Origin of the sequence: Nocardiopsis aegyptia, from assembly GCF_013410755.1 — a bacterium.
Lineage (GTDB): Bacteria > Actinomycetota > Actinomycetes > Streptosporangiales > Streptosporangiaceae > Nocardiopsis > Nocardiopsis aegyptia.
Genome location: NZ_JACCFS010000001.1, coordinates 5,991,385 through 6,010,330 on the forward strand (window position 1 = coordinate 5,991,385; position 18,946 = coordinate 6,010,330).

An 18,946-nucleotide genomic window follows, 5' to 3' on the forward strand; every position below is an offset into this window, starting at 1 on the left:
CGTGAGCACCGCGAACCCGCACCCCAGCCTGTCCGACGTCACCGCCGCCTTCGAGGAGGTCTACCCTCCCCGGTGGGCCGCCTCCTGGGACGCGGTCGGCCTGGTGTGCGGCGATCCCGCCCAGGGCGTGGGGCGCGTCCTGTTCGCCGTCGACCCGGTCGAGGCCGTCGTCGACGAGGCGCTCGACTGGGGCGCCGACCTCATCGTCACGCACCACCCGCTCATGCTGCGCGGGGTGACGAGCGTGGCCGCCCACACCCCGAAGGGCCGTGTGGTGCACCGCCTCATCCGCGCCGGCGTGGCCCTGTACACCGCGCACACCAACGCCGACACCGCCGCCCCGGGGGTGTCCGACGCACTGGCCCGCGCGGTCGGGCTCGCCGGGCCGCTGCGCCCGCTCGACCCGGACCCCACCGACCCCGAGGGCCACCGCGGGATCGGGCGCGTGGGCACCCTGGCCGAGCCCATGACGCTCGGGGACTTCGCCGCCCAGGTGCGCGACGGCCTGCCCGACACCCCGGCCGGGATCCGCGCGGCCGGGGACCTGGACCGCCGGGTGAGCACCGTGGCGGTCTCGGGCGGAGCGGGCGACTCCCTGCTCGACGCCGCGCGGGCCGCCGGGGCGGACGTGTTCGTCACCTCCGACCTGCGCCACCACCCGGCGACGGAGTTCGTGGCGCTCCCCGGCGCCCCGGCCCTCATCGACACACCCCACTTCGCGAGCGAGTGGCCCTGGCTCCAGGACGGGGCGGACCACCTGGTGGCGGCTCTCGGGCGCACGGCCGGCCGAAATGGGGCTAACGTGGAGACCCGCGTGTCGACGACGGTGACGGATGCCTGGTCACGGGCGTTCACGCACGTCTGACCACCCCGCCCCGACCAGGGCGGCCCCCAACTGCACAGCGACCGGCGCGGGCGGCGTCACTGCCTTCCCCAGCCACTTCAGGAGCCATACGTGAAAGCCGAACCCGACGCACAGGCCAGACTGCTCGACCTCCAGGAGCTGGACACCGGACTCCAGCGCGTGGAGCACCGGGCCCGTACTCTGCCCGAGACGGCCGAGGCGGCCGCGCTCAAGGAGCGCGTGGACCAGATCGACAGCGAGCTGGTGACCGCGCAGACGAAGGTCTCCGACATCGAGCGCGAGCAGCGCAAGGCCGAGCGCGACGTCGACCAGGTGCGCAGCCGGGCCGACCGCGACACCAAGCGCCTGGAGTCGGGTCAGATCACCAACTCCAAGGAGCTGCAGAACCTGCAGTCGGAGATCACCTCGCTCGCCCGTCGCCAGGCCGAGCTGGAGGAGGTCGTCCTGGAGGTCATGGAGCGCGCCGAGGAGCTCAACGCGCAGGTCGTCCGGCTGACCGCCGAGCGCGAGGAGACGGTCGCGAAGTACACCGAGGTGACCGCCCGCCGCGACACCGCGGCGGCGGGCATCGCGATGGACCGCGACACCATCGTCCGGGACCGCGAGCGCGTGGCCGCGGAGGTCCCCGCCGACCTGCTGGCGCTCTACGACAAGCTGCGCGCCCAGTACGACGGCGTGGCGGCCGCCCCGCTGCGCTACGGGCGGTGCGGCGGCTGCAAGCTCGCCCTGAGCACCGTGGAGCTGAACGACATCCGGGCCACCCCCGCGGACGAGGTCGTGCGCTGCGAGGACTGCCGCCGCATCCTCGTGCGCACCGCGGAGTCGGGGCTGGGCGGCCAGGCCGAGCAGTGAGTTCGGGCTGGGGCGCTCCGGACGAGGCGCCGACCCGACTCGTCCTGCTCAGACACGGCCAGACCCCGATGTCGGTGGAACGGCGCTTCGCCGGGCGGGGCGACATCCCGCTCACCGACGCCGGACACGCCCAGGCGGCCGCGGTGGCGCACCGCCTGGCGTCGTGGCCGATCGACGTGGTGGTGTCCTCGCCGCTGGCGCGGGCCAGGGACACCGCCGCGCACGCCGCCGAGGTGCTCGGTCTGCCGGTGGAGGTCGACGAGGGCTTCGTGGAGACCGACTTCGGTGACTGGGAGGGCATGACCTTCGCCGAAGCGCGAGAGCTGGCCCCGGACGACGTCGACCGGTGGCTGGCCGACACCGGTACGGGCCCGCCGGGGGGTGAGAGCTTCGCCGCGGTCGCCGCCCGGGTGGGGGCCGCACGCCATGCGCTGGTCGAACGCCACCGGGGCCGCACCGTGCTGGTGGTCAGCCATGTGACCCCCATCAAGATCGTGGTGCAGCAGGCGATGCTGGCGCCGTTGTCGGCGCTGTACCGGATGCACCTGGACACGGCGTGCCTGACCGAGGTGGACTGCTTCGCCGACGGGCCCATGGTGGTGCGCTCCCTCAACGACACCGCGCACCTGGCCTGAGCCCGCGTGAACGGGCATAGAATGCGGGGCGAGGGGGAGTCGGCCAGACGGTCGCGGATCCGTGCAGACGGGTTCGAGGAAAGTCCGGACTCCACAGGGCAGGGTGGTCGGTAACACCGACCCGGGGCGACCCGCGGGACAGTGCCACAGAAAACAGACCGCCACCGCTCGCGGTGGTAAGGGTGAAACGGTGGTGTAAGAGACCACCAGCGGCCGGAGTGATCCGGTCGGCTAGGTAAACCCCACCCGGAGCAAGGTCAAAAAGGGAGCCTCCGGGCTCCCGCGCGGATGTTCGAGGGCGGCCCGCCCGAGTCCGCGGGTAGACCGCACCGAGGTCGTCGGCAACGGCGGCCCCAGATGGATGGCCGTCCGGTCCCGCAAGGGACCGACAGAATCCGGCTTACCGGCCGACTCCCTCCCTCACAGGCTTCTGACCTGCGCCGTAGCGAGCGAGAGTCGGCCGTGTTTGCTCCTTGTTTGCTCCGGTCGTTCAGCGCGCGGAGTGCAGCAGGAGGCCGATCGCCCCGCGCCCCAGCTCCTCATGCTCGGGGAACAGGTGCCCGTAGGTGTCAAAGGTCTCCGTGATGGAGGCGTGCCCCATGCGGCGCTGGATCGCCTTCGGGTTGACCCCGGCCGCGATCAGCGCCGAGGCGTAGAAGTGCCTCAGGTCATGGAAGCGGGTCCCCTGCGGCAAGCCCAGCTTGAAGACCGCCTTCGACCAGGCCGAGTTGAACGCCGAAGGCTTGGCCACGGCCTTCCACGTGTTGCTGATGAGTACCTGTCCCGGAGCCGGTTCGTAGAGGTCCATGTGCCTTCGGATCTCGTCTAGGACGAGGTCGTCCACCGGCACGATACGCCGGGAGTACTTCGTCTTGAGCTCTACCAGCTTCCCCTTCTGCGCTTGAATCCGGATGTCCAGGTGGCGCTTGTCGAAGGAGACGCGGGGAACCGTGAGCCCCAGGGCTTCTCCCCGCCGCAATCCGGCGCCGGCACCGAGGAGGACCGCGACCCGGTAGCGGGGGGTGATGGCGTCCGCAAGGTCGAGGATCGCTTCGGCGGGAAGCGGATCGATCACACGGTCACCGAGTCGGGGCAGCTTCACACGCGAGCACGGGTTTGCGGTGATGATCTCGTCATCGACGGCGGCCTGCATCAGGATCCGCAGCGTCGCGAACGCCGTGTGTACCGTGCTGGCCGAGAGCCCCGGATCAGCGGTCAGCTTGGCCACGAAGGACTTGGCGTCCGCCCGGGTGATGCTCCCGATCTCGCGCTTGCCGAAGGCCGGATGGACCCGGTGCCGCAGGTGCCGTTCGTAGGTCTCCTTGGTCCCCTCCGCCACGTGGACGAGCTGGGGAAGCCAGCGGGTCTCGGCGTACTCCTGGAGGGTCACCTTCCCCGCACGGGGGTCCACGTAGGCCCCGCGCAGTCGGTCCGCTTCCATGACCGCCACATGGTTCTCAGCGTCGATCTTGCGACGGAACAGCTCTGTGGCCCGGTCCCCACTGGGGTCCTTCCATACGGCGAGATACCGCCTGCCCTTGCCGTGGCGAGTGGTCTTCCGGCCGTCCCGTGTCTTCCACAGATCTTGGACGTGTCCCATCAGTGCACCTCAGTCCTGTTCCAGGACCCAGGCGCGGACCTCGGTCGGTTCGTAGCGGACGTGGCGACCCACCCGGTGCGAAGGAGGGCCGGTGCGCAGGTAGCGCCACTGGTAGAGGGTCTTGACCGGCACGCCGAGGTAGGCGGAGGTCTCTTCAAGGGTCCACAGGCGTTCGAGGGTCTTCATCCGGCGACCTCCGCCTCTTCGGTGGAGCGGCCTATGTCGGTGACCAGGGAGGCCAGCGCCAGCTCTCCGGGGGTGAGTCCCTGTCCGAGGTAGCGCCAGTTCGTCAGCACGAGCGTCGTGGAGTCGTCTTCGACCACGGGCGGCGTGAACGTCTCGGCGTCCCACGGGCGACCGGCCGCGTAGTCTGCGCGGACCTGTCGCAGCGCCCCGAGGGTGGTGGAGTAGCGGCGTGACTTGGTGGAGAAGTGTCCCCGGAACCCGAGCATGTGCGCCCAGGTGCGGAGCTTGAGGTCTTCGAGCTGGGGGTAGAGGCGAGGGTTGCCCAGCCGCCAGCACGTGTAGATCAACCGAGCCGCGTGCGGACGCACACCGGTCATGTCCACGTGGTCGATGTCGTGGATGCGCCGGTCCAAGGTGCCGGTGTCCTCAGCCGCCTTGGTCGCGTACTTGGCGATGTACCCGGCCACGGCCGTGTCGGTGAGTGCCTGCTCGAGGCCGAAGCTCTCGATCGGGCGCACGTCCACCTGCTCACCCCAGACCAGAGACCAGGTCCGTCCGTTGACCTCAGGCGAGGTGAGGGAGACCGCGCGGGCGGCCGAGTCCACAGCCGCGGTGAGCATGTCGAGGCTGGCCCACACCGGAGGCGGGGGCCAGGTGTCGGGGTCCTTGGTGTGGCCGTCGAGGCGGATCACGGCGTGGAAGTGGACCGCGCCCCGGGCTTGGAACTCGGCGACCTTGGCGTAGGAGATCCGGACGCGCTTGGAGAACTCCGTCCGGGAAAGGCCGGCGGCGGAGGCGAGATGGTTGCGCAGGTAGAGGGTGAAGCGGCGCCACAGCTCACCGGTGTGGGCGTGCCACAGGACGTGGCCGACGTAGTCGTAGGCGGTGTGGTCGATCGGCTGGCCGATCACGGGGTCTTCGGCGCGGTGGCGCTGGAAGCAGGCCGGGCCGGTGCGCCGGGGGTGGCACACGCGGGACCGGCCGTCCTTGCCGGGGCCCTGGTGGACGGGTCCGAAGGAGGGAGCCGTCAGGGTGACGAACGCTCGGGGATGGAGCCCCACCGAGGAGGGAACGCCCTTGTCCCCGCCGACGACTCCGGCCTTGACCAGGTGGTAGGTGTCGCCCCGGTATTCCTCCGAGCATGAGGGGCACCGGGAGGCGCGCCGGTTCTTGCACCGCATGAGCAGTTCGTTGGCCGGTTCGTTGGCGGTGGAGTAGTGGGACAGGAGTTCGCCGGTGGAGGCGTCCACGCGAGTGGTCTCGCCCGTCAGGCGGACGGGGCAGGCACAGCCGCGCAGGGAGCGGGCACGGTCGATCCATCGGTCAAGGTGGTCTTCATTCATAGCGGTGATGCGTGCCAGGGCGGGGCCGAGCAGGCCGCCGATGTGTTCGGGTTCGGGCATGTCGAAGCAGGGCCTTTCCAGGGGTAGGTGAGGCCCCGGTGCGGCGGCATGGAGCGGTGGAAGCAGCGCCGTCACCGGGGCCGGGATCAGTTCAGGTCAGGCGGACCAGGTGGTCTCGCAGTCGCGGCACTCATATCCCATGACGGTCGTGCCGCCGTCGTAGCTGTACTCGGTGATCTGGTCGCTGTGGCAGTGGGGGCAGGTCATCGCCAGTAGCCCTCCACCGTGGGGTCGTTACCGTCGAGCAGCGGCCACTCTGCGCCGCAGGTGCGGCATCGGAAGCCGTTGACGACACCCCAGTTGTCGTGGGTGTCCTCTTCGATGGCCGAGCTTGAGCACGTGGGACACATCAGCGGTCACCCCCGGAGGAGGTCACAAGGGCAGCGGCGAACAGCGCGGCGAGCACTGTGGGGAAGTCGGAGGATGTCATAGGCTGGTCGAGCCCCTTTCGTTCCTTGCATTCGCGTGTTGGGTTCGTTGGGTAGGTGAACCGGGGTGCGGTGGCATGTGTGGAAGCAGCGCCGCACCCCGGGAATGTCTAGTAGCGGTCCGTATAGCAGGTCAGGCAGGTGTGGCCCTCACGGCCGTTCTCGAAGAACAGCGCGAAGCGCGTGCCTCCGCATTCGGTGCATGCCATGGCGGGGCCTTCTACCGGTTGGGGCACTTGAAGCAGCGTGCCGGGTGGGAGTCGAGGGGTCCGCTGTAGCTGACCAGCTCACCGCAGTGGCCGCAGGTCTCCAGTCGCCAGCTCATCGGGTGGGCCTCCCCACCGTCAGCTTGGTGGCGTCCTCGTTCTTCTTGGTCGGGTTCTCCCAGCAGCCCATCAGGGTCTCCTTCTCGTTCGGTGTTCGCGTGTTGGGTTGGTTGGTCAGGTGATCCGTCGCGGGTGGCAGCAGGTGTGTGGAAGCAGTGCCAGCCCGGAGGGTCAGTCAGCGGTCAGGCCGAAGCCGGAGCAGTCGGTACAGGTATCGCCCTCGCTGAGGACTCCGTGCCCGTAGCAGGTGGCGCACAGCAGACTCGCGGTCATCGCTTCTTCTCCGATCCGGTGGCCTCGCACGTGCCGCAGGCGGTGTACTTGCGAACCAGCAGGCTCCAGCCGCCCCACGAGCGGTCCCGGACCCGGCCGGTGCCAGCACAGTCCAGGCACATCCAGTCCTTCATCTCTCCTCCTTTCTCCTCAGGCGGTGACCTGGTCTCGCAGGGTCGCCGCGATCTGCTCGGACACCCCGAGGCGGGAACGCAGAGCGGTCACCGTGATCTCGCGGCCGTGGGTGACGCGGTAGTCCTGGGCGACCTGGGCGGCGTAGGACGCCAGCGGGTGACCCTGTTCCACGGCGGCCGGGGCCGCATCGTGCGCAGGTGCTACCGGGGCGGGTGCCGGTTCCGGGGCGGGACCGGCCGCGGGCTGGGTCTCCTGCCGGTGCCAGTGCACCTCGGTGACCCGCACTTCCTCTCGGTCCTGCACTCCGGACGCCGCCACAGCCTCAGCCGGTTCGGGTGGGGTCCGGTGGCCGGCGCGGCGCTCCAGCATCGACATCGCGACCAGGAACGCAGCAGCCGGAACGGCCGCCATGATCCAGCCCCACACCGTGGGCTGAGCCGTTGCCAGATTCGCCGCCAGGGTCAGGACCACGGCCCCGATCAGGACCACGGTCGGCCACATGCGGTCCGCTGTGTCCCGCTGGCGCTCCCGAGCGGCCATCACACACGTCAGGTCGATGGAGACCGCGATGGCCCACGCCATCCACCCGTGCTGCCCTGACTGTTCCGCCAGGTCCCGGATGTGAGTGAAGGAGCCAGCAGCGGCGATTGCGGCCAGGATGAGGATCGGACCCCAGTCCACGGCGACCGCCAGGACGCGTCTCATGGTTCAGCTCCAGTCGTAGTCGAAGTACTGCCACTCGCAGGCAGGGCAGGCGAGGCAGGCCGCTTCGGTGCTGTTGTGCACCCACCGGGCGCCGCCCTTGCCGCACAGCTCGCAGATCACGGCGTCCACCCCAACTCGGCGTAGTGGTCCTCACACACCCACTCGTTGGTGGTCAGGGTCTTGGTGTAGGCGTCCTTGCAGCAGCGCGAGCACGAGTACACGGTGATCACTTCCAGCGCCGGAAGCCGCGAAGGTCCCCAGCGAAATTGTCGGACATGTCCAGGTAGTGGGTGTTGCACACCCAGGCCGACTCACCGCCCGAGGTGGCGTAGGTGGTCGCGGTCTGTGCGCAGAACTCGCAGGTCATCAGGTCAACTCCTCTTCCAGTCGGTCCCAGTCGACGGCGTTGTCGGCCGGAACGGTTTCCTTTTCCTTGGTGCGGCCCGAGACCAGGGCGTCCCAGTCCGGGGCTAGGTAGGCGAACTCGGCCGAAGCCTCTTCGGCCATCTCTTCGGTGGTCAGGTCCGAGCGGACCCGGTACCAGCGCCCGTCAGCACCCACGGTCACGGCGACCCCGGGCATCTCGGCGGGGATCCTCATCGCGGCCGACAGCGAGTCCGGAGCCAGGTCACCCAGCGCCATCTTGGCCGTCTCGCCGTCGTTGACCCGGTGGCAGATCCGCCCGGTGATCTGCGAGCGCAGCGCCGTCACCCCAGGACCCAGGTCCGAGCCGACCCGCTGTCCGGCGACCACCAGGTGCAGGCCGAACGCCCGCCCGAGCTGGGCGTTGCGCAGCAGCAGAGTCGAGGTGCGCGCGATCTCGTCCTTCTCGGACTTGTCCGTCATCAGGTACAGCTCAGCGACCTCATCGACCACGACCACCACCGGCATCGGCCGGACGTCGTCCGGGAGCTGCCAGATGTTGCGCACCCCGGCCTCACGGCACTGGTTCATCCGGTCGTTGAGGATGCCCATCAGGTCATCGAGCAGTCCCGTGCACTCGGCCCGAGTGGTCGCCAGCTTCGACATGCGCTTGGCGTAGGGGGTCAGTTCCACCCCGCCCTTGAGATCGAGCCCGGCCAGCGCGACCGGTTGGGGCGCCAGTTGGTACACCAGGGCGTTGATGTCGGTGGACTTGCCTGACTGGGTGGCGCCCATGATCAGCCAGTGCGGCACCGCGCGGAAGTCGATCACCCACGCGTCTCCGGTCTCCAAGGTGCCCATGCGGACCTTGAGCAGCTCCCAGTCACGCGGAGCCGGGGCGGCGTTGGTGACGGTGCCCAGCGGGTCACGGCGGGAGGCCACCAGCTCCACCCATCCAGGGCCGGACGTGCGGATGCGTACCGAGTCCACTCGCCAGGCGTGCGCGAGGCGGGTCAACGCCTCCTGGTAGTCGTCCGGGGTCTGGCCGTCGTGCAACCGGGCGCGGACCCGGAACCCGAACGGGGTCGGCCGGAAGCGCCGAAGCTTGGGCTTCTTCTCCACACTCACCCGCCGGACACCGCCCTTGACCTGGGTCTTGCGGCGGGTCACCGACAGCCCGCACCCTTGGGACACGTGGTCCCATGTCAGGTGCACTCGCAGCGCGGAGCCGACCAGGCCGGGCCCGTAGGACCAGGTGTGGGGCGACCAGTGGTGCCACGCGGCGGCCGAGACGGGCAGCGTGAGACCAGCGGCGGGAACGGCCCACAGGATCTCGGGGAACATGAACACTCTCCTCTCAGGGGGTTTCGCCCTTGCCGTTGCAGGTCGGGCACAGGGTGAGCCGGTAGCCGGGCATGTGCCGGACCTCTCCCGTGCCGACGCAGACCGAGCAGCGGGGCATTACTCGGCGGCCCGGCGCATGTCCAGGGGCGCGACCGTGGCGGCGGCGAAGGCCACACCATGACGGCCGTTGGTCTCCCACGGGATGGCCGTCAGGCCCTGAACCGTCAGCGGGGTGCCCAGACGGGCGGTGATGGCGTGCGCGGCCGGGAAGCTGACCAGCAGCGTTTCGGCGTCGTTGTCCTCCACCTGCGCCAGCACCTTGAGCTGCCACATCGGGGAGCCGTCCGCGTTGTACTTGATCTCGCCCGTCTGGCGGTCCTTGACCTTCGGGCGGGGGGACCCGGCAGCGATGAACGTCATCTGAGCTGTGTCGACAGGGATGTTGCGCATCTCGGAATCTCCTTGGTGTACTTGGTGTTCTAAGTTGTGAGTACTTTGTACACCAAGTTGAGGCCACGGGCAAGCGGATCCGGTGGGGCAGTCAGTCGCTTGGGGGTCTAAGTGCACTAAGCTCGCAGCTCAGGGAGGATTCATGAAGTTTGCCGAAGACGAGGTCTTCTACCGGCGCATCGTTGACGACCTCCGCGCGAAGATCCAGCGCGGAGAGCTGAAGCCGGGGGACAAGCTGCCCTCCTTCGCGGAGATCGCCTCCGAGTACGGGGTCTCTTCCACCGTCATCAAGAGCGCGATCCAGGCGCTTAAGACGTCTGGCGACATCTATGGACGTCAGGGCAAGGGGACGTTCGTCAGCTCACGGAGGCGAGCCCAGCGTGTCCGGCGCATTCCGTTCGACCGGGGCAAGAGCGCCGGCAGTACCTTCGCCCAGGAGATGGAGAAGCTTGGGCTGGAGCCGAGTGCGAGTCTCGTGAAGTGCGAGGTAGAGCCAGCATCAGCCGAGATCGCAGCGCACCTCGGGTTGCCGGAAGGGGCCGAGGTCCTCGTTCGTCAGCGTCACATGAGTGCGTCTGGCCGTCCGGTACAGCTTGCGACCTCTCACATCCCCATGACTGTCGCGGGGAGCATCGACATCGCGTTCCCGGACGTCGGCCCCACTCAGATGCACGGGCGACTTGCGGAGCGAGGTCACAGGCCGGTTCGGTTCAGCGAGGAGATCACGATTCGCCGACCCTTTCAGGAGGAGGCGGATTTCCTTGGTGTCGATGGAGGACTTCCGGTCATCGTGGTGACGCGCACCGCGATCGATGCGGAGGGGACGTTGGTCGAAGCGACCGTGAACGTTCTGGATGCCTACGCTTGGTCTCTCGTGTACGAGTGGGAGGAGAACCAGGATGAGCGCTGAACCGCGTCACTCCGTCAGCGTGACGGGCGTGGTCTTCAACGACAGTGGACAGGTTCTCGCGATCCAACGTGACGACGATGGCCGTTGGGTTCCTCCGGGGGGCGTGTTGGAGCTCCACGAGGATCCGCGGGATGGTGTCGTGCGCGAGGTCTTCGAGGAGACCGGGGTGAAGGTGAATCCGGGGCGCCTCATCGGCGTCTACAAGAACATGCCACTCGGTGTGGTCAGCATGGCCATCGCGTGCACGGTCGAATCCGGGGAGCCCCAGTCTTCGGATGAGGCGAGGATCGCCCGGTGGATCAGCGTTGAGGAGGCCCGTGAACGAATGCCGGAAGCGAGGCTGATTCGTGTCTTGGACGCTCTGCGGGATGACGGTCCATTCATCCGATGCCATGACGGTACGAACCTGTTGTGAGCCAGGGGCAGCCCGGAGGACCTTCGAGTCTTCCGGGCTTCTTCATGCCCGGAGCCGGGGTGATGAGATGTTTCCTTACGTCTTCAAGCCCGCACCTGCGGTGCGGGAAGACACCGGATGGGGTCGGTGGTGCTCAGACTTTAGGCACCTCTCCGGGGTGGGTCCCTCCTGAACCACCGCCAGGGGGCCGGAGGGGTGAAGACGGGGTGAGGGGGCGAGCCCCCTCCCCATTGGCGGAGCAAGCGTAATGGCCCCCTGGCGATGGCTCAGCCCACCCCGGACAGGACACCGCCCAAAGTCTGACCCCCACCTCGGGGAGGTGAGCAGGGTGCGGTGCAAGGAGAGGGAGGGTGGGGCGGAGATACCTGGCTCCTTTGCTGGATCCGACTAACAGGGTCGGAGTGCGAACAGATGAGGCAGGCCGGGCCGGATATGCAAGGCGGGAAACCGCAGAACAGGGTGAGTTCACCAAACGGCCGGTGGCGTGTGGGTGTGGTCGGAGAGCACGCGCGGAGGCGGGGCGCTGGAGGTGTCGTGGGCTCTCAGCTACTCGGGGCGTTCGCAGAGGAGGCGAGTGCAGGCCTATCGGTGCACGCGAGCAATCAGAGTGTGCAAGCGCTGTTGCTGGACGCCCCAAGGGTGTCCGGCGGTAGGCGCGCCATCGGGCGCTCCCGCCAGCGTTCCGCGCGGGAGCGCCCGAGCGCGCCCCGCCGAGCCCAAGAAGACGGACACGGCGAACTGTCACAGGAGTGGGCGAACCGAGGAAATCAACAGCCCGAGGGACGCATGGGGTGTTTGGCGAACTGACAGGGCAGACAGGCGGTGTCGACGTGAAACCCGAAGCGACTATGCCAGACCAACTCTCCTGGTAAACAGGCAGCATACCGGAGGTGAATCTCTAGGCGAGATCAATGTTGCCCTAGTCAACGATTTCACGGAATCGTTCCTGGAGGAGGGTGAATTTGCCAGCGAGTTGACTCTCTTCTGCCTCGCGTGCAAGTTCGGCCAGATCGTCGTCGTCCAGGGGCAGGACAAAACCTTTCTGCTCCCGAGCTATATCTCGACAGTGTGCGATGACGCCGCTCTTGTCGCCAAACCCCCTGTAGAGCAGCATGCCCACTTTTCCTCGATGAGGGGCAAACCGTCCAGCTAGTTGATCAAATTCTTCATTCCCGAGTGGGCGAGAGTAGTTTTTGCACTCGACTATAACGTATGGTGCAGGATGATGGGTGAGAATCCAATTAAAGAAACCGTACCTCGCGCTGTTTAGGTATGTGATATCAATTCTTTTCCTTTTGTCGTTGATTGGGAATTCTCTTCGTGGGTCGGTGAGAAATGGGTAGAAAAGTGCAGTTAGAAGCTTTTCAACGCGCTTGTGATAGGCGTCTGCCTCCGCTTTCCCTGGAGTCGTCAACTTGACCTCGCTCAGCATGGCTTGCCAGTCCGGGGGAGGCTCATCCTGGCTGAGGTCCTCGTGACTGAGGGGCGGAGATTTTTGGCTTTCTTTCGTCCTTCTATAGTTTTCCAGGACTTCCGGATGGTGCAGGGTGATGCTCAGGTTTACATGCTTGCCGACGCCGTATTTTCGCTCTAGATCTTTTTTATATACTCGGTGATTCCCATTTTTCAGTACGTGTACCAAGGATCCCATGTTTTGCAACTCTTCATGGCGCAAAAACTCGAGTATGTAATGCCTGTAGTACTCAGATGAATTAAAGTGCAAGTCTTGTCGAACTATAGATTTCGGGACAAGCAGTAGTGGCTTTCCTTCGGCCATGGGAAGTTCCGTATGATAGATTTTCCAGTTCTTCCTGTGGGAGTCCCAAACGGGCCCTGAAGATAGACCCTTTTGTAGCGGAATCCCATAATATTGGGCCGATTCTTGAGTGAACCAGATTAGATGCTCGCGAATAAGATTGATTGTGATGTCAGATATTCTGTCGCTAGATATCTGATCAACGAAAAGAGCAGTATCCTCTAGATCTCGCAGGAGTCCAGAAGATATGGCCTTGCTGCCAGAGAATGCCTCCCATATGCGTTCGGCTAGTTCGTCGCCAAGCCCGCTGCCGCGTGATCGGCCAGTGGAGTATCCCAAATGCGTCTCGTCTGGTTCTTTCAAAAGGGATAGTGCGTTCTTGGCAAGTTGATCCTTTCCCTCTTGCATGCATTCAATGACGTATTGGAAAAAGCTTTGTATTCTGGAAATGCATCCATGTGCCCACTCGCTCTCGAGGAATGTCAAGGCTCGCGGGTCAACGAAAAGAACAACGTCATTTACTACGTCAACATCTACGAAGTCGATCTCGTGTTGCTTGTATGGAATGTCAAAATACTCTGTTACGCGCAATGTTCCTCCAAAGTCGGATCCCTCTAGGTTAGTCCACTGTGTGTGGATGTGTGGTCAAGTTTCAGACTAGGTCTTGTTCGTAGGGGCGTCGGGCTTGACGAGTGCTCCCATTAGTCACACACGCACCAACAGTCACTATGGTCTCGTCATTAACGTTCGAAGACAGTCGCCTGCTCGGCTCACTTCTCTGTCTGATGCACTGCCTGTGTTTGCTCTGTGCTTGCTCGGAGGGCGGGGAGTACTGAGGAACAGCGAGAAGCCGCGAGACCTGTCATCGCAGGTGGCGCGGCTTCTGGGAGTATCGTGCAAGGTCAGCGGAACGGGCGTGGTGGAATCCGGCTTACCGGCCGACTCCCTCCCTCACACCCCTGTGACCTGCTGCGCAGCGGGCGAGAGTCGTCCGTGGGGCCTACAGCCAGCCGTTCTTGCGGAGGCGGTAGTAGGCCAGGCCGGAGGCGGCGACCATCACGCCCATGATGGCGGGATAGCCGAAGAGCCAGTGCAGCTCCGGCATGTGGTCGAAGTTCATGCCGTAGAACCCCGCGATCATCGTGGGGATCGCGATGACGGCCGCCCAGGCGGAGATCTTGCGGACCTCCTCGTTCTGCTGTTTGCCCAGCAGCGCCAAGTGCGCGGTGAGCGCGCTGGTGAGCAGTTCGTTGTGGTCGCCGACCTGGTCGTGGACCCTCAGCAGGTGGTCCAGGACGTCCCGGAAGTACTCCTGGGTCCGGGTGAACCGGCGGACGCGCCCCTTGGTGATCGCCTGGAGCACCGGGATGAGCGGGCTCTCCGCGCTGCGGACCTCCAGCACCTCGCGCTTGAGGTGGTGGATGTCCCTGGTGACGTCCTCGCCGTGCGGGTCGAAGACGGCCCGCTCCAGTTCGATGATGTCGGACCCGATGTCGTGCACGACCGTGCCGTAGTGGTCGACGATCTCGTCGCACACGCCGTACAGCACGGCGGCCGGGCCGATGGACAGGAGGGCGGGATCGGCTTCCAGCCGCCTGCGCACCCGCGCCAGCGGGTTGGCGGCGCCGTGTCGGACGCTGACCACGAAGTCCTCGCCGATGAACAGCATGGCCTCGCCGACCTCCACGTCGGAGGTCTCCTCGTGGTAGGTGAGCGTCTTGAGCACGACGAAGAGGGTCTCGTCGTAGCGTTCCAGCTTGGGGCGCTGGTGGGCGGTGAGGGCGTCCTCCACCGCGAGGGGGTGCAGGGAGAGCTCCTCCTCGATGAGTGCGAACTCCTCCTGCGTGGGCTCGTGGAGCCCGATCCACAGGAAGCAGCCGTCCCGGTCCCGGCGGGCGTCGTCGAAGGCGTCGCTGATGTCGCCGTCGATGTCGTGCCGTTTCCCGGCGTGGTAAATCGCCTTGTCGATGATCACAGGCCCTGATTATGGTGCCTTGTCATGGTCTGTGGCCTAGCGTGGACCGTGGCAGGACAAGCGGCGCACGGCGGCGGTTCGGTGGCTGGAGGTGCGGTGGTCGAACCCTTCGGAAGCGACCCCATGGCCCGGCCCCTGACGTATCCGGGCACGATCCCCGCCGCCTCGGGCCTCCTCCTGGCGGACGCCTGGCTTCCGCTACGGCCCGCGCCCGGCGAACCCGCGCCCGGCGGGCCCGTGGCCGACTGGTCCGTGGAGTGCGCCGGAGAGCCGACGACCGTGGCCGGCGTGCTGGACCGCCTGGGCCGCGCGCCCATGGCGGACCGGCACCCGGTCCTGGCGGTGGGATCGAACGCCGCGCCCGCCCAACTGCGGCGCAAACTCCGCTCCCGCGCTCTCGAACCGGTCCTGCCGATGACGTCGGCGGTCGTGGACGGCATCGCACCGGGCGTGTCCGCGCACGTGAGCCGCCCCGGCTACCTTCCGGCCGCTCCCGTGGCCCTGCCGGGGCGGAGCCGCCTGTTCGTCCTGTGGCCCGACGGCGCGGAGCTGGAAGCCCTGGACGCCACCGAGCCCAACTACCGGCGGCGGCTCCTGCCCGCGACCCGGTACCCCGTCACGCTCGCCTCCGGCGCGCGGCTCACGTCCTGCTCCGTCTACGTGGGCAGGCACGGCTGCCTGGTGGACGACGAGGGTCGGCCGAGGAGGCTGACCGACCAGGCGACGCTGATCCGGGCGCTGCTGGCCGCCTCGCCCGCGCTCCGCGGTCTCTGCGGATCCACACCCGAGGAGTTCGTGGAGCGGGCCGGGGATCCGGCGGTACGGGAGGCCGTGGGACTGCTCTTCCGGGAGGAGGGACGCGCGGCCCGGCAACCGGAGTCCACCTGGTCGGCCGTCGACCGATGAGAACGCGGTGAGAGGGGCCGCTGGGGCACCGTGCGGCGGGGCGGGAGTCCGCCGCACACACCCTGGCGCCCCGACCTCACGTTCCCGGGCGCAGACGGGCCAGGTCGGCGGGAGCCCGCGCGAGGAAGGCGTCCGGGTCGATGTCCCGGTCCTCCACGCGGTACCCGATCTCGGTGAACCCCGGCCCGGTGGTCAGGTTCGCGCCGAACAGGACCTCCTCCGCGCGGCCCCTGGAGCGGCCCCTGGTGAACCACCCCGGGTCGAGGTAGACGACCACGTCGGCGGTCGTGCCACCGACGGTGACACTGCCCAGACGCGTGCTCGTGTACTGCCGTCCGGTGGGCAGGGTGCGGGTCGTCCAGTCGGCTCCGGTGGTGCTGGTCATCGGTGTCCCCTCTGCTGCCGGCATTGCCGCCGGGACGAGGGCGCCGCCCTGCCCCGGCAGCACGCAACGTACAGCAGGTCGGGTGCGCCGCGCGATCGGGTACGGCGCTACAGCGCCGTGGTGATGGCCCGCGTCGCGCGCACACCGGTAGATTGGCCCTGCGCTCCGTACCCCCGGAGAGTCCCGGGGCGCGTCCGCCCGTGGGCCGGCGTCCGGGGTCGACGGCCCGGCGGGCATCCGCGGTTACGGGAATGGGTGACTCTTGTTCGACTCCACCATGTTCTGGGTGGTCCTGTTCGGCCTGCCGGTCGTGGCGATCGGGGTGATCATCGCGCTCGCCGCCTATCAGGCCTCAGGTGTCCAGCAGGACGGGCGTGACGACGCGCCCGACGACGACTCGTCCGCCGGCTGATCCTTCCCGGCCGCGTCCGCGCGCGGACGCGGCACGGGGGCGGCGACGTCCTGGACGCCGAGAACGGGTGTGAAGCGCCCGGTCCCGGTGTCCAGCAGGTGTACCCGGGCCGACTCCAGGTCGTAGTACATGCCCGTCAGCTCCAGCGTTCCCGACTCCACCCGCTCGCGCACCACCGGGTACTCGAGCAGTCGGCCGATCTGCTGCTCCACGTTCGCCTGGGCCAGACGGCGCAGCGCCTCGGCCGTGGGCAGCCCCGCCAGCGCGCCGGAGTAGGCGCCGGCGTGGGCCAGGCTCGCCTCGCCGGCGGACAGCCATCGGCGCATGTACGCGGTGGCGGCGTCGCCCTGCTCCAGGTGGGCCCGGTCCAGCAGGGCCTGCATCGCGCCGCAGTGGGAGTGGCCGCACACGACGATGGAGGGGACCCGCAGCACGTTCACGGCGTACTCGACCGCGGCGCCCACCGACCCGTCGTTGGTGTCGCCCGGCGCGGGGACCAGGTTGCCCATGTTGCGGACGGTGAACAGGTCGCCCGGGCCGCTCGCGGTGATGAGGTTGGGCACGACGCGTGAGTCGGCGCAGGTGATGAACAGTGCCGTGGGGTGCTGGCCGTGGGCCAGGCGGCTCATGACCGAGCGCATCCGGTCGGCGGTGCTGGCGTGGTACTCGCGGGCTCCGGCCGCCAGCAGCGCGAGCGGGTCGACCTCGCGGTCGGCGTCGCCGCGCATGTCCCAGGGAGCCCAGCTGCGCGCCATGCCCCCGGGCGCGGTCTTGGCGGCCGGGGCCGACCGGGCCGAGCTGCGGGCGTACCACTGCTCGTGGACCTCGTCGATGTCGACGCTGCCGCCGGTGCGCTCGTGGTCGACCCGCCAGGCGTGGATGGCCTCGAACGCGGCGTGGTCCATGAAGTCGACGTGCAGGTCGAGGTCGACGCGGCACCCCGAGGGAACCGTGCGCAGTACGTGGGCGAGCCTGGGCACGCCGAGGAAGGTGAGCGACCCGTGCACGGTGACGTGGACGCGGTCGCCGGACTCCTCCGTGGTCACGGTGAGCTTGGTCAGGCGCCGCAGGGACACCACCATCGCCAGGGCGAAGCCGAGGAAGACCCCCTCCAGGAGGCCGAGGAACACCACGCCGCCCATGGTGACGAGGTAGACGCTGGCCTCGTGGTGCCGGCGCAGGTCGCGCAGGTGGGCGACGGAGACCATCTGCACGCCGATGAAGACGAGCAGCGCCGCCAGGGCGGCCATCGGGATCAGCTCGACCACGTGCGCGAACAGGGCGACGAACAGCAGGATCCACACCCCGTGCAGGATCGTCGACAGGGGGCTGTGCCCGCCGGCGCGGACGTTGGCGGTGCTGCGCACGATCGCGCCCGCCACGGGCAGGCCGCCCAGGGCCCCGCTGACGGTGTTGGCCGCGCCCTGGCCCATGAGTTCGCGGTTGAGCATCACGCGGCGCCCGTTGTGGCGGCGGTCGATGGCGATCGCGGAGACCAGGGACTCGACGCTGGCGACCATCGCGACGGCGGCCACGGCGAGGGCGATGCCGTCCCACTGCCCGGCCTGGGGCAGCTGCGGCAGGCTCCAGGCGTCGGCGAGGGAGTCGGGCAGGGAGACCGTCTCGACCCGCCAGTCGCCCAGGGCGGCGATGGTGGTCGCGGTGCCGATGGCCACCAGGGCGGCGGGGATCATCGACGGCCGCAGACGGCCCACGGACGGCAGCCGGTTCCATCCGAACATGATGGCGATCGTGATGACGCCGACCGCGACGGCGGCGGTGTGGTTGTGGGCGATCTGGTCGGGCAGGTCGACCAGGTTGGCCAGGGCCGAGCTCTGCGGGGCGCCGCCCAGCACCACGTGCAGCTGGGCGAGGGCGATGGTGATGCCGACCCCGGCGAGCAGGCCGTGCATCACGGCGGGGGAGACGGCCAGGGCGGCACGGGCGATCCGGAAGGCGCCGAGGGCGAGTTGGACCAGGCCGGCGAGCACGGTGATCAGACATGTCACCCGCCACCCGTAGGTCAGCAGGAGGTCGGCGATGATGATGGTCTGACCGGCTGCGGGGCCGCTGACCTGCACCATCGATCCGCCGACGAGGCCGGCGACGATACCGCCGACGGCGGCGGCCACGAGGCCGGCCATGAGTGGGGCGCCGGAGGCGACGGCGATTCCCAGGGACATGGGGACGGCGACCAGGAAGACCACGAAGGAGGCGCCGACGTCGGCGGCGATCCCCTTGCGGTCGGCGTGGCTCCCGGTGGACTCCGCGGGCGTCGGCGGAGGTACGGGGTGTGCTCCCTGGGCGTCGTTGCGCATGGTGGCTCCGTTCGGGTTGGACCAGGCAAGGCGGGCATGGGCGCGCGGGGACGTCGGTGTCCGAAGGGGGGATGTGCGCGGCTCGAATCGACGCGAGAACTGCGAAGAGTGCCACGACTGTGACTAACTGTAGCCAATCTTAGTGACAGAGTGTGACGCACTGTGGTCCTTTCGGTAACCGTTGCCCTGTGTTCACATCCGATGGGGGCAGATGGGGACGCAAGAACACCGAGGCGGCGGGGGAGTTGACCGCCACCTCGGTGGTGTGAAGCGATGACGCGGCCGTGGCGCCCCCCGGCGCCGC

Annotated in this window: 19 protein-coding genes and 1 other RNA gene; 8 read left to right on the forward strand and 12 right to left on the reverse strand. The window is 67.9% G+C overall.

The genetic code is table 11. The features are described 5' to 3' along the window. Position 1: 1 nt before the first annotated feature. The 4 genes from HNR10_RS26795 (at position 2) to rnpB (ending at position 2,771) form a co-directional block, all read left to right on the forward strand. A complete protein-coding gene (locus HNR10_RS26795) occupies positions 2–865 on the forward strand; it encodes a Nif3-like dinuclear metal center hexameric protein (protein WP_179828234.1) in 864 nt (287 codons plus the stop codon). A 90-nt stretch (positions 866–955) separates the two neighbouring features. After that, positions 956–1,717: a zinc ribbon domain-containing protein gene (locus tag HNR10_RS26800; RefSeq protein ID WP_179828235.1), complete on the forward strand. Its 762-nt coding sequence runs from the start codon at positions 956–958 to the stop codon at positions 1,715–1,717. After that, entirely contained in the window at positions 1,714–2,352 is a 639-nt protein-coding gene (locus tag HNR10_RS26805) for a histidine phosphatase family protein (RefSeq protein ID WP_179828236.1), read from the forward strand. The genes HNR10_RS26800 and HNR10_RS26805 overlap by 4 nt, the downstream gene beginning before the upstream one ends. Positions 2,353–2,387: 35 nt before the next feature. After that, positions 2,388–2,771: RNase P RNA component class A (gene rnpB / locus HNR10_RS26810), an RNA gene on the forward strand. 71 nt (positions 2,772–2,842) lie between these two features. Here the strand turns inward: rnpB and HNR10_RS26815 are convergent. From HNR10_RS26815 to HNR10_RS26850, 8 genes are all read right to left on the reverse strand, one after another. After that, entirely contained in the window at positions 2,843–3,793 is a 951-nt protein-coding gene (locus HNR10_RS26815) for a tyrosine-type recombinase/integrase (RefSeq protein WP_179828237.1), read from the reverse strand. A gap of 168 nt (positions 3,794–3,961) precedes the next feature. Beyond that, positions 3,962–4,138 carry a helix-turn-helix transcriptional regulator gene (locus HNR10_RS26820; protein ID WP_179828238.1) on the reverse strand — a complete coding sequence of 59 codons (177 nt, stop codon included), beginning with the start codon at positions 4,136–4,138 and terminating at the stop codon, positions 3,962–3,964. Beyond that, positions 4,135–5,541: a replication initiator gene (locus HNR10_RS26825; RefSeq protein WP_179828239.1), complete on the reverse strand. Its 1,407-nt coding sequence runs from the start codon at positions 5,539–5,541 to the stop codon at positions 4,135–4,137. Before HNR10_RS26825 ends, HNR10_RS26820 begins: the two co-directional genes overlap by 4 nt. A 1,023-nt stretch (positions 5,542–6,564) precedes the next feature. Next, positions 6,565–6,702: a molecular chaperone DnaJ gene (locus HNR10_RS26830; protein WP_179828240.1), complete on the reverse strand. Its 138-nt coding sequence runs from the start codon at positions 6,700–6,702 to the stop codon at positions 6,565–6,567. Between the two features lie 16 nt (positions 6,703–6,718). Beyond that, positions 6,719–7,408: a DUF2637 domain-containing protein gene (locus tag HNR10_RS26835; protein WP_179828242.1), complete on the reverse strand. Its 690-nt coding sequence runs from the start codon at positions 7,406–7,408 to the stop codon at positions 6,719–6,721. Between the two features lie 226 nt (positions 7,409–7,634). Beyond that, positions 7,635–7,775: a hypothetical protein gene (locus HNR10_RS26840; RefSeq protein WP_179828244.1), complete on the reverse strand. Its 141-nt coding sequence runs from the start codon at positions 7,773–7,775 to the stop codon at positions 7,635–7,637. Continuing rightward, on the reverse strand, positions 7,775–9,115 hold the full coding sequence (locus HNR10_RS26845; protein WP_179828246.1) for an FtsK/SpoIIIE domain-containing protein: 1,341 nt from the start codon (positions 9,113–9,115) through the stop codon (positions 7,775–7,777). The genes HNR10_RS26840 and HNR10_RS26845 overlap by 1 nt, the downstream gene beginning before the upstream one ends. Positions 9,116–9,232: 117 nt before the next feature. Then, a complete protein-coding gene (locus HNR10_RS26850; protein WP_179828248.1) occupies positions 9,233–9,565 on the reverse strand; it encodes an SCO3933 family regulatory protein in 333 nt (110 codons plus the stop codon). Positions 9,566–9,707: 142 nt separating this feature from the next. Here HNR10_RS26850 and HNR10_RS26855 point away from each other — a divergent pair, with 142 nt between their 5' ends. Both HNR10_RS26855 and HNR10_RS26860 read left to right on the forward strand, forming a co-directional pair. Beyond that, positions 9,708–10,475 carry a GntR family transcriptional regulator gene (locus HNR10_RS26855; protein WP_179828250.1) on the forward strand — a complete coding sequence of 256 codons (768 nt, stop codon included), beginning with the start codon at positions 9,708–9,710 and terminating at the stop codon, positions 10,473–10,475. Continuing rightward, the gene (locus HNR10_RS26860; protein WP_179828252.1) at positions 10,465–10,890 is read left to right on the forward strand and encodes an NUDIX hydrolase; all 426 of its coding nucleotides are present in this window, start codon (positions 10,465–10,467) and stop codon (positions 10,888–10,890) included. The genes HNR10_RS26855 and HNR10_RS26860 overlap by 11 nt, the downstream gene beginning before the upstream one ends. Before the next feature lie 919 nt (positions 10,891–11,809). Here HNR10_RS26860 and HNR10_RS26865 read toward each other — a convergent pair. Together HNR10_RS26865 and corA are read right to left on the reverse strand one after the other, a co-directional pair. Continuing rightward, positions 11,810–13,237: a hypothetical protein gene (locus HNR10_RS26865; protein ID WP_179828254.1), complete on the reverse strand. Its 1,428-nt coding sequence runs from the start codon at positions 13,235–13,237 to the stop codon at positions 11,810–11,812. Positions 13,238–13,646: 409 nt separating this feature from the next. Beyond that, positions 13,647–14,621, reverse strand: a complete 975-nt coding sequence (gene corA / locus HNR10_RS26870; RefSeq protein WP_179828256.1) for a magnesium/cobalt transporter CorA — start codon at positions 14,619–14,621, stop codon at positions 13,647–13,649. 96 nt (positions 14,622–14,717) lie between these two features. Between corA and HNR10_RS26875 the strand changes: the two genes are divergently transcribed. After that, positions 14,718–15,527: a hypothetical protein gene (locus HNR10_RS26875; protein ID WP_179828258.1), complete on the forward strand. Its 810-nt coding sequence runs from the start codon at positions 14,718–14,720 to the stop codon at positions 15,525–15,527. A 76-nt stretch (positions 15,528–15,603) separates the two neighbouring features. Here HNR10_RS26875 and HNR10_RS26880 read toward each other — a convergent pair whose 3' ends face one another. After that, positions 15,604–15,912 carry a hypothetical protein gene (locus HNR10_RS26880; RefSeq protein WP_179828260.1) on the reverse strand — a complete coding sequence of 103 codons (309 nt, stop codon included), beginning with the start codon at positions 15,910–15,912 and terminating at the stop codon, positions 15,604–15,606. A gap of 262 nt (positions 15,913–16,174) precedes the next feature. Between HNR10_RS26880 and HNR10_RS26885 the strand changes: the two genes are divergently transcribed. Continuing rightward, positions 16,175–16,324 (forward strand): hypothetical protein, encoded by a 150-nt coding sequence (locus HNR10_RS26885; protein ID WP_179828262.1) that lies wholly within the window; start codon positions 16,175–16,177, stop codon positions 16,322–16,324. Here the strand turns inward: HNR10_RS26885 and HNR10_RS26890 are convergent. After that, a complete protein-coding gene (locus HNR10_RS26890; RefSeq protein ID WP_179828264.1) occupies positions 16,258–18,642 on the reverse strand; it encodes a SulP family inorganic anion transporter in 2,385 nt (794 codons plus the stop codon). The genes HNR10_RS26885 and HNR10_RS26890 overlap by 67 nt on opposite strands. Positions 18,643–18,946 lie beyond the last annotated feature (304 nt).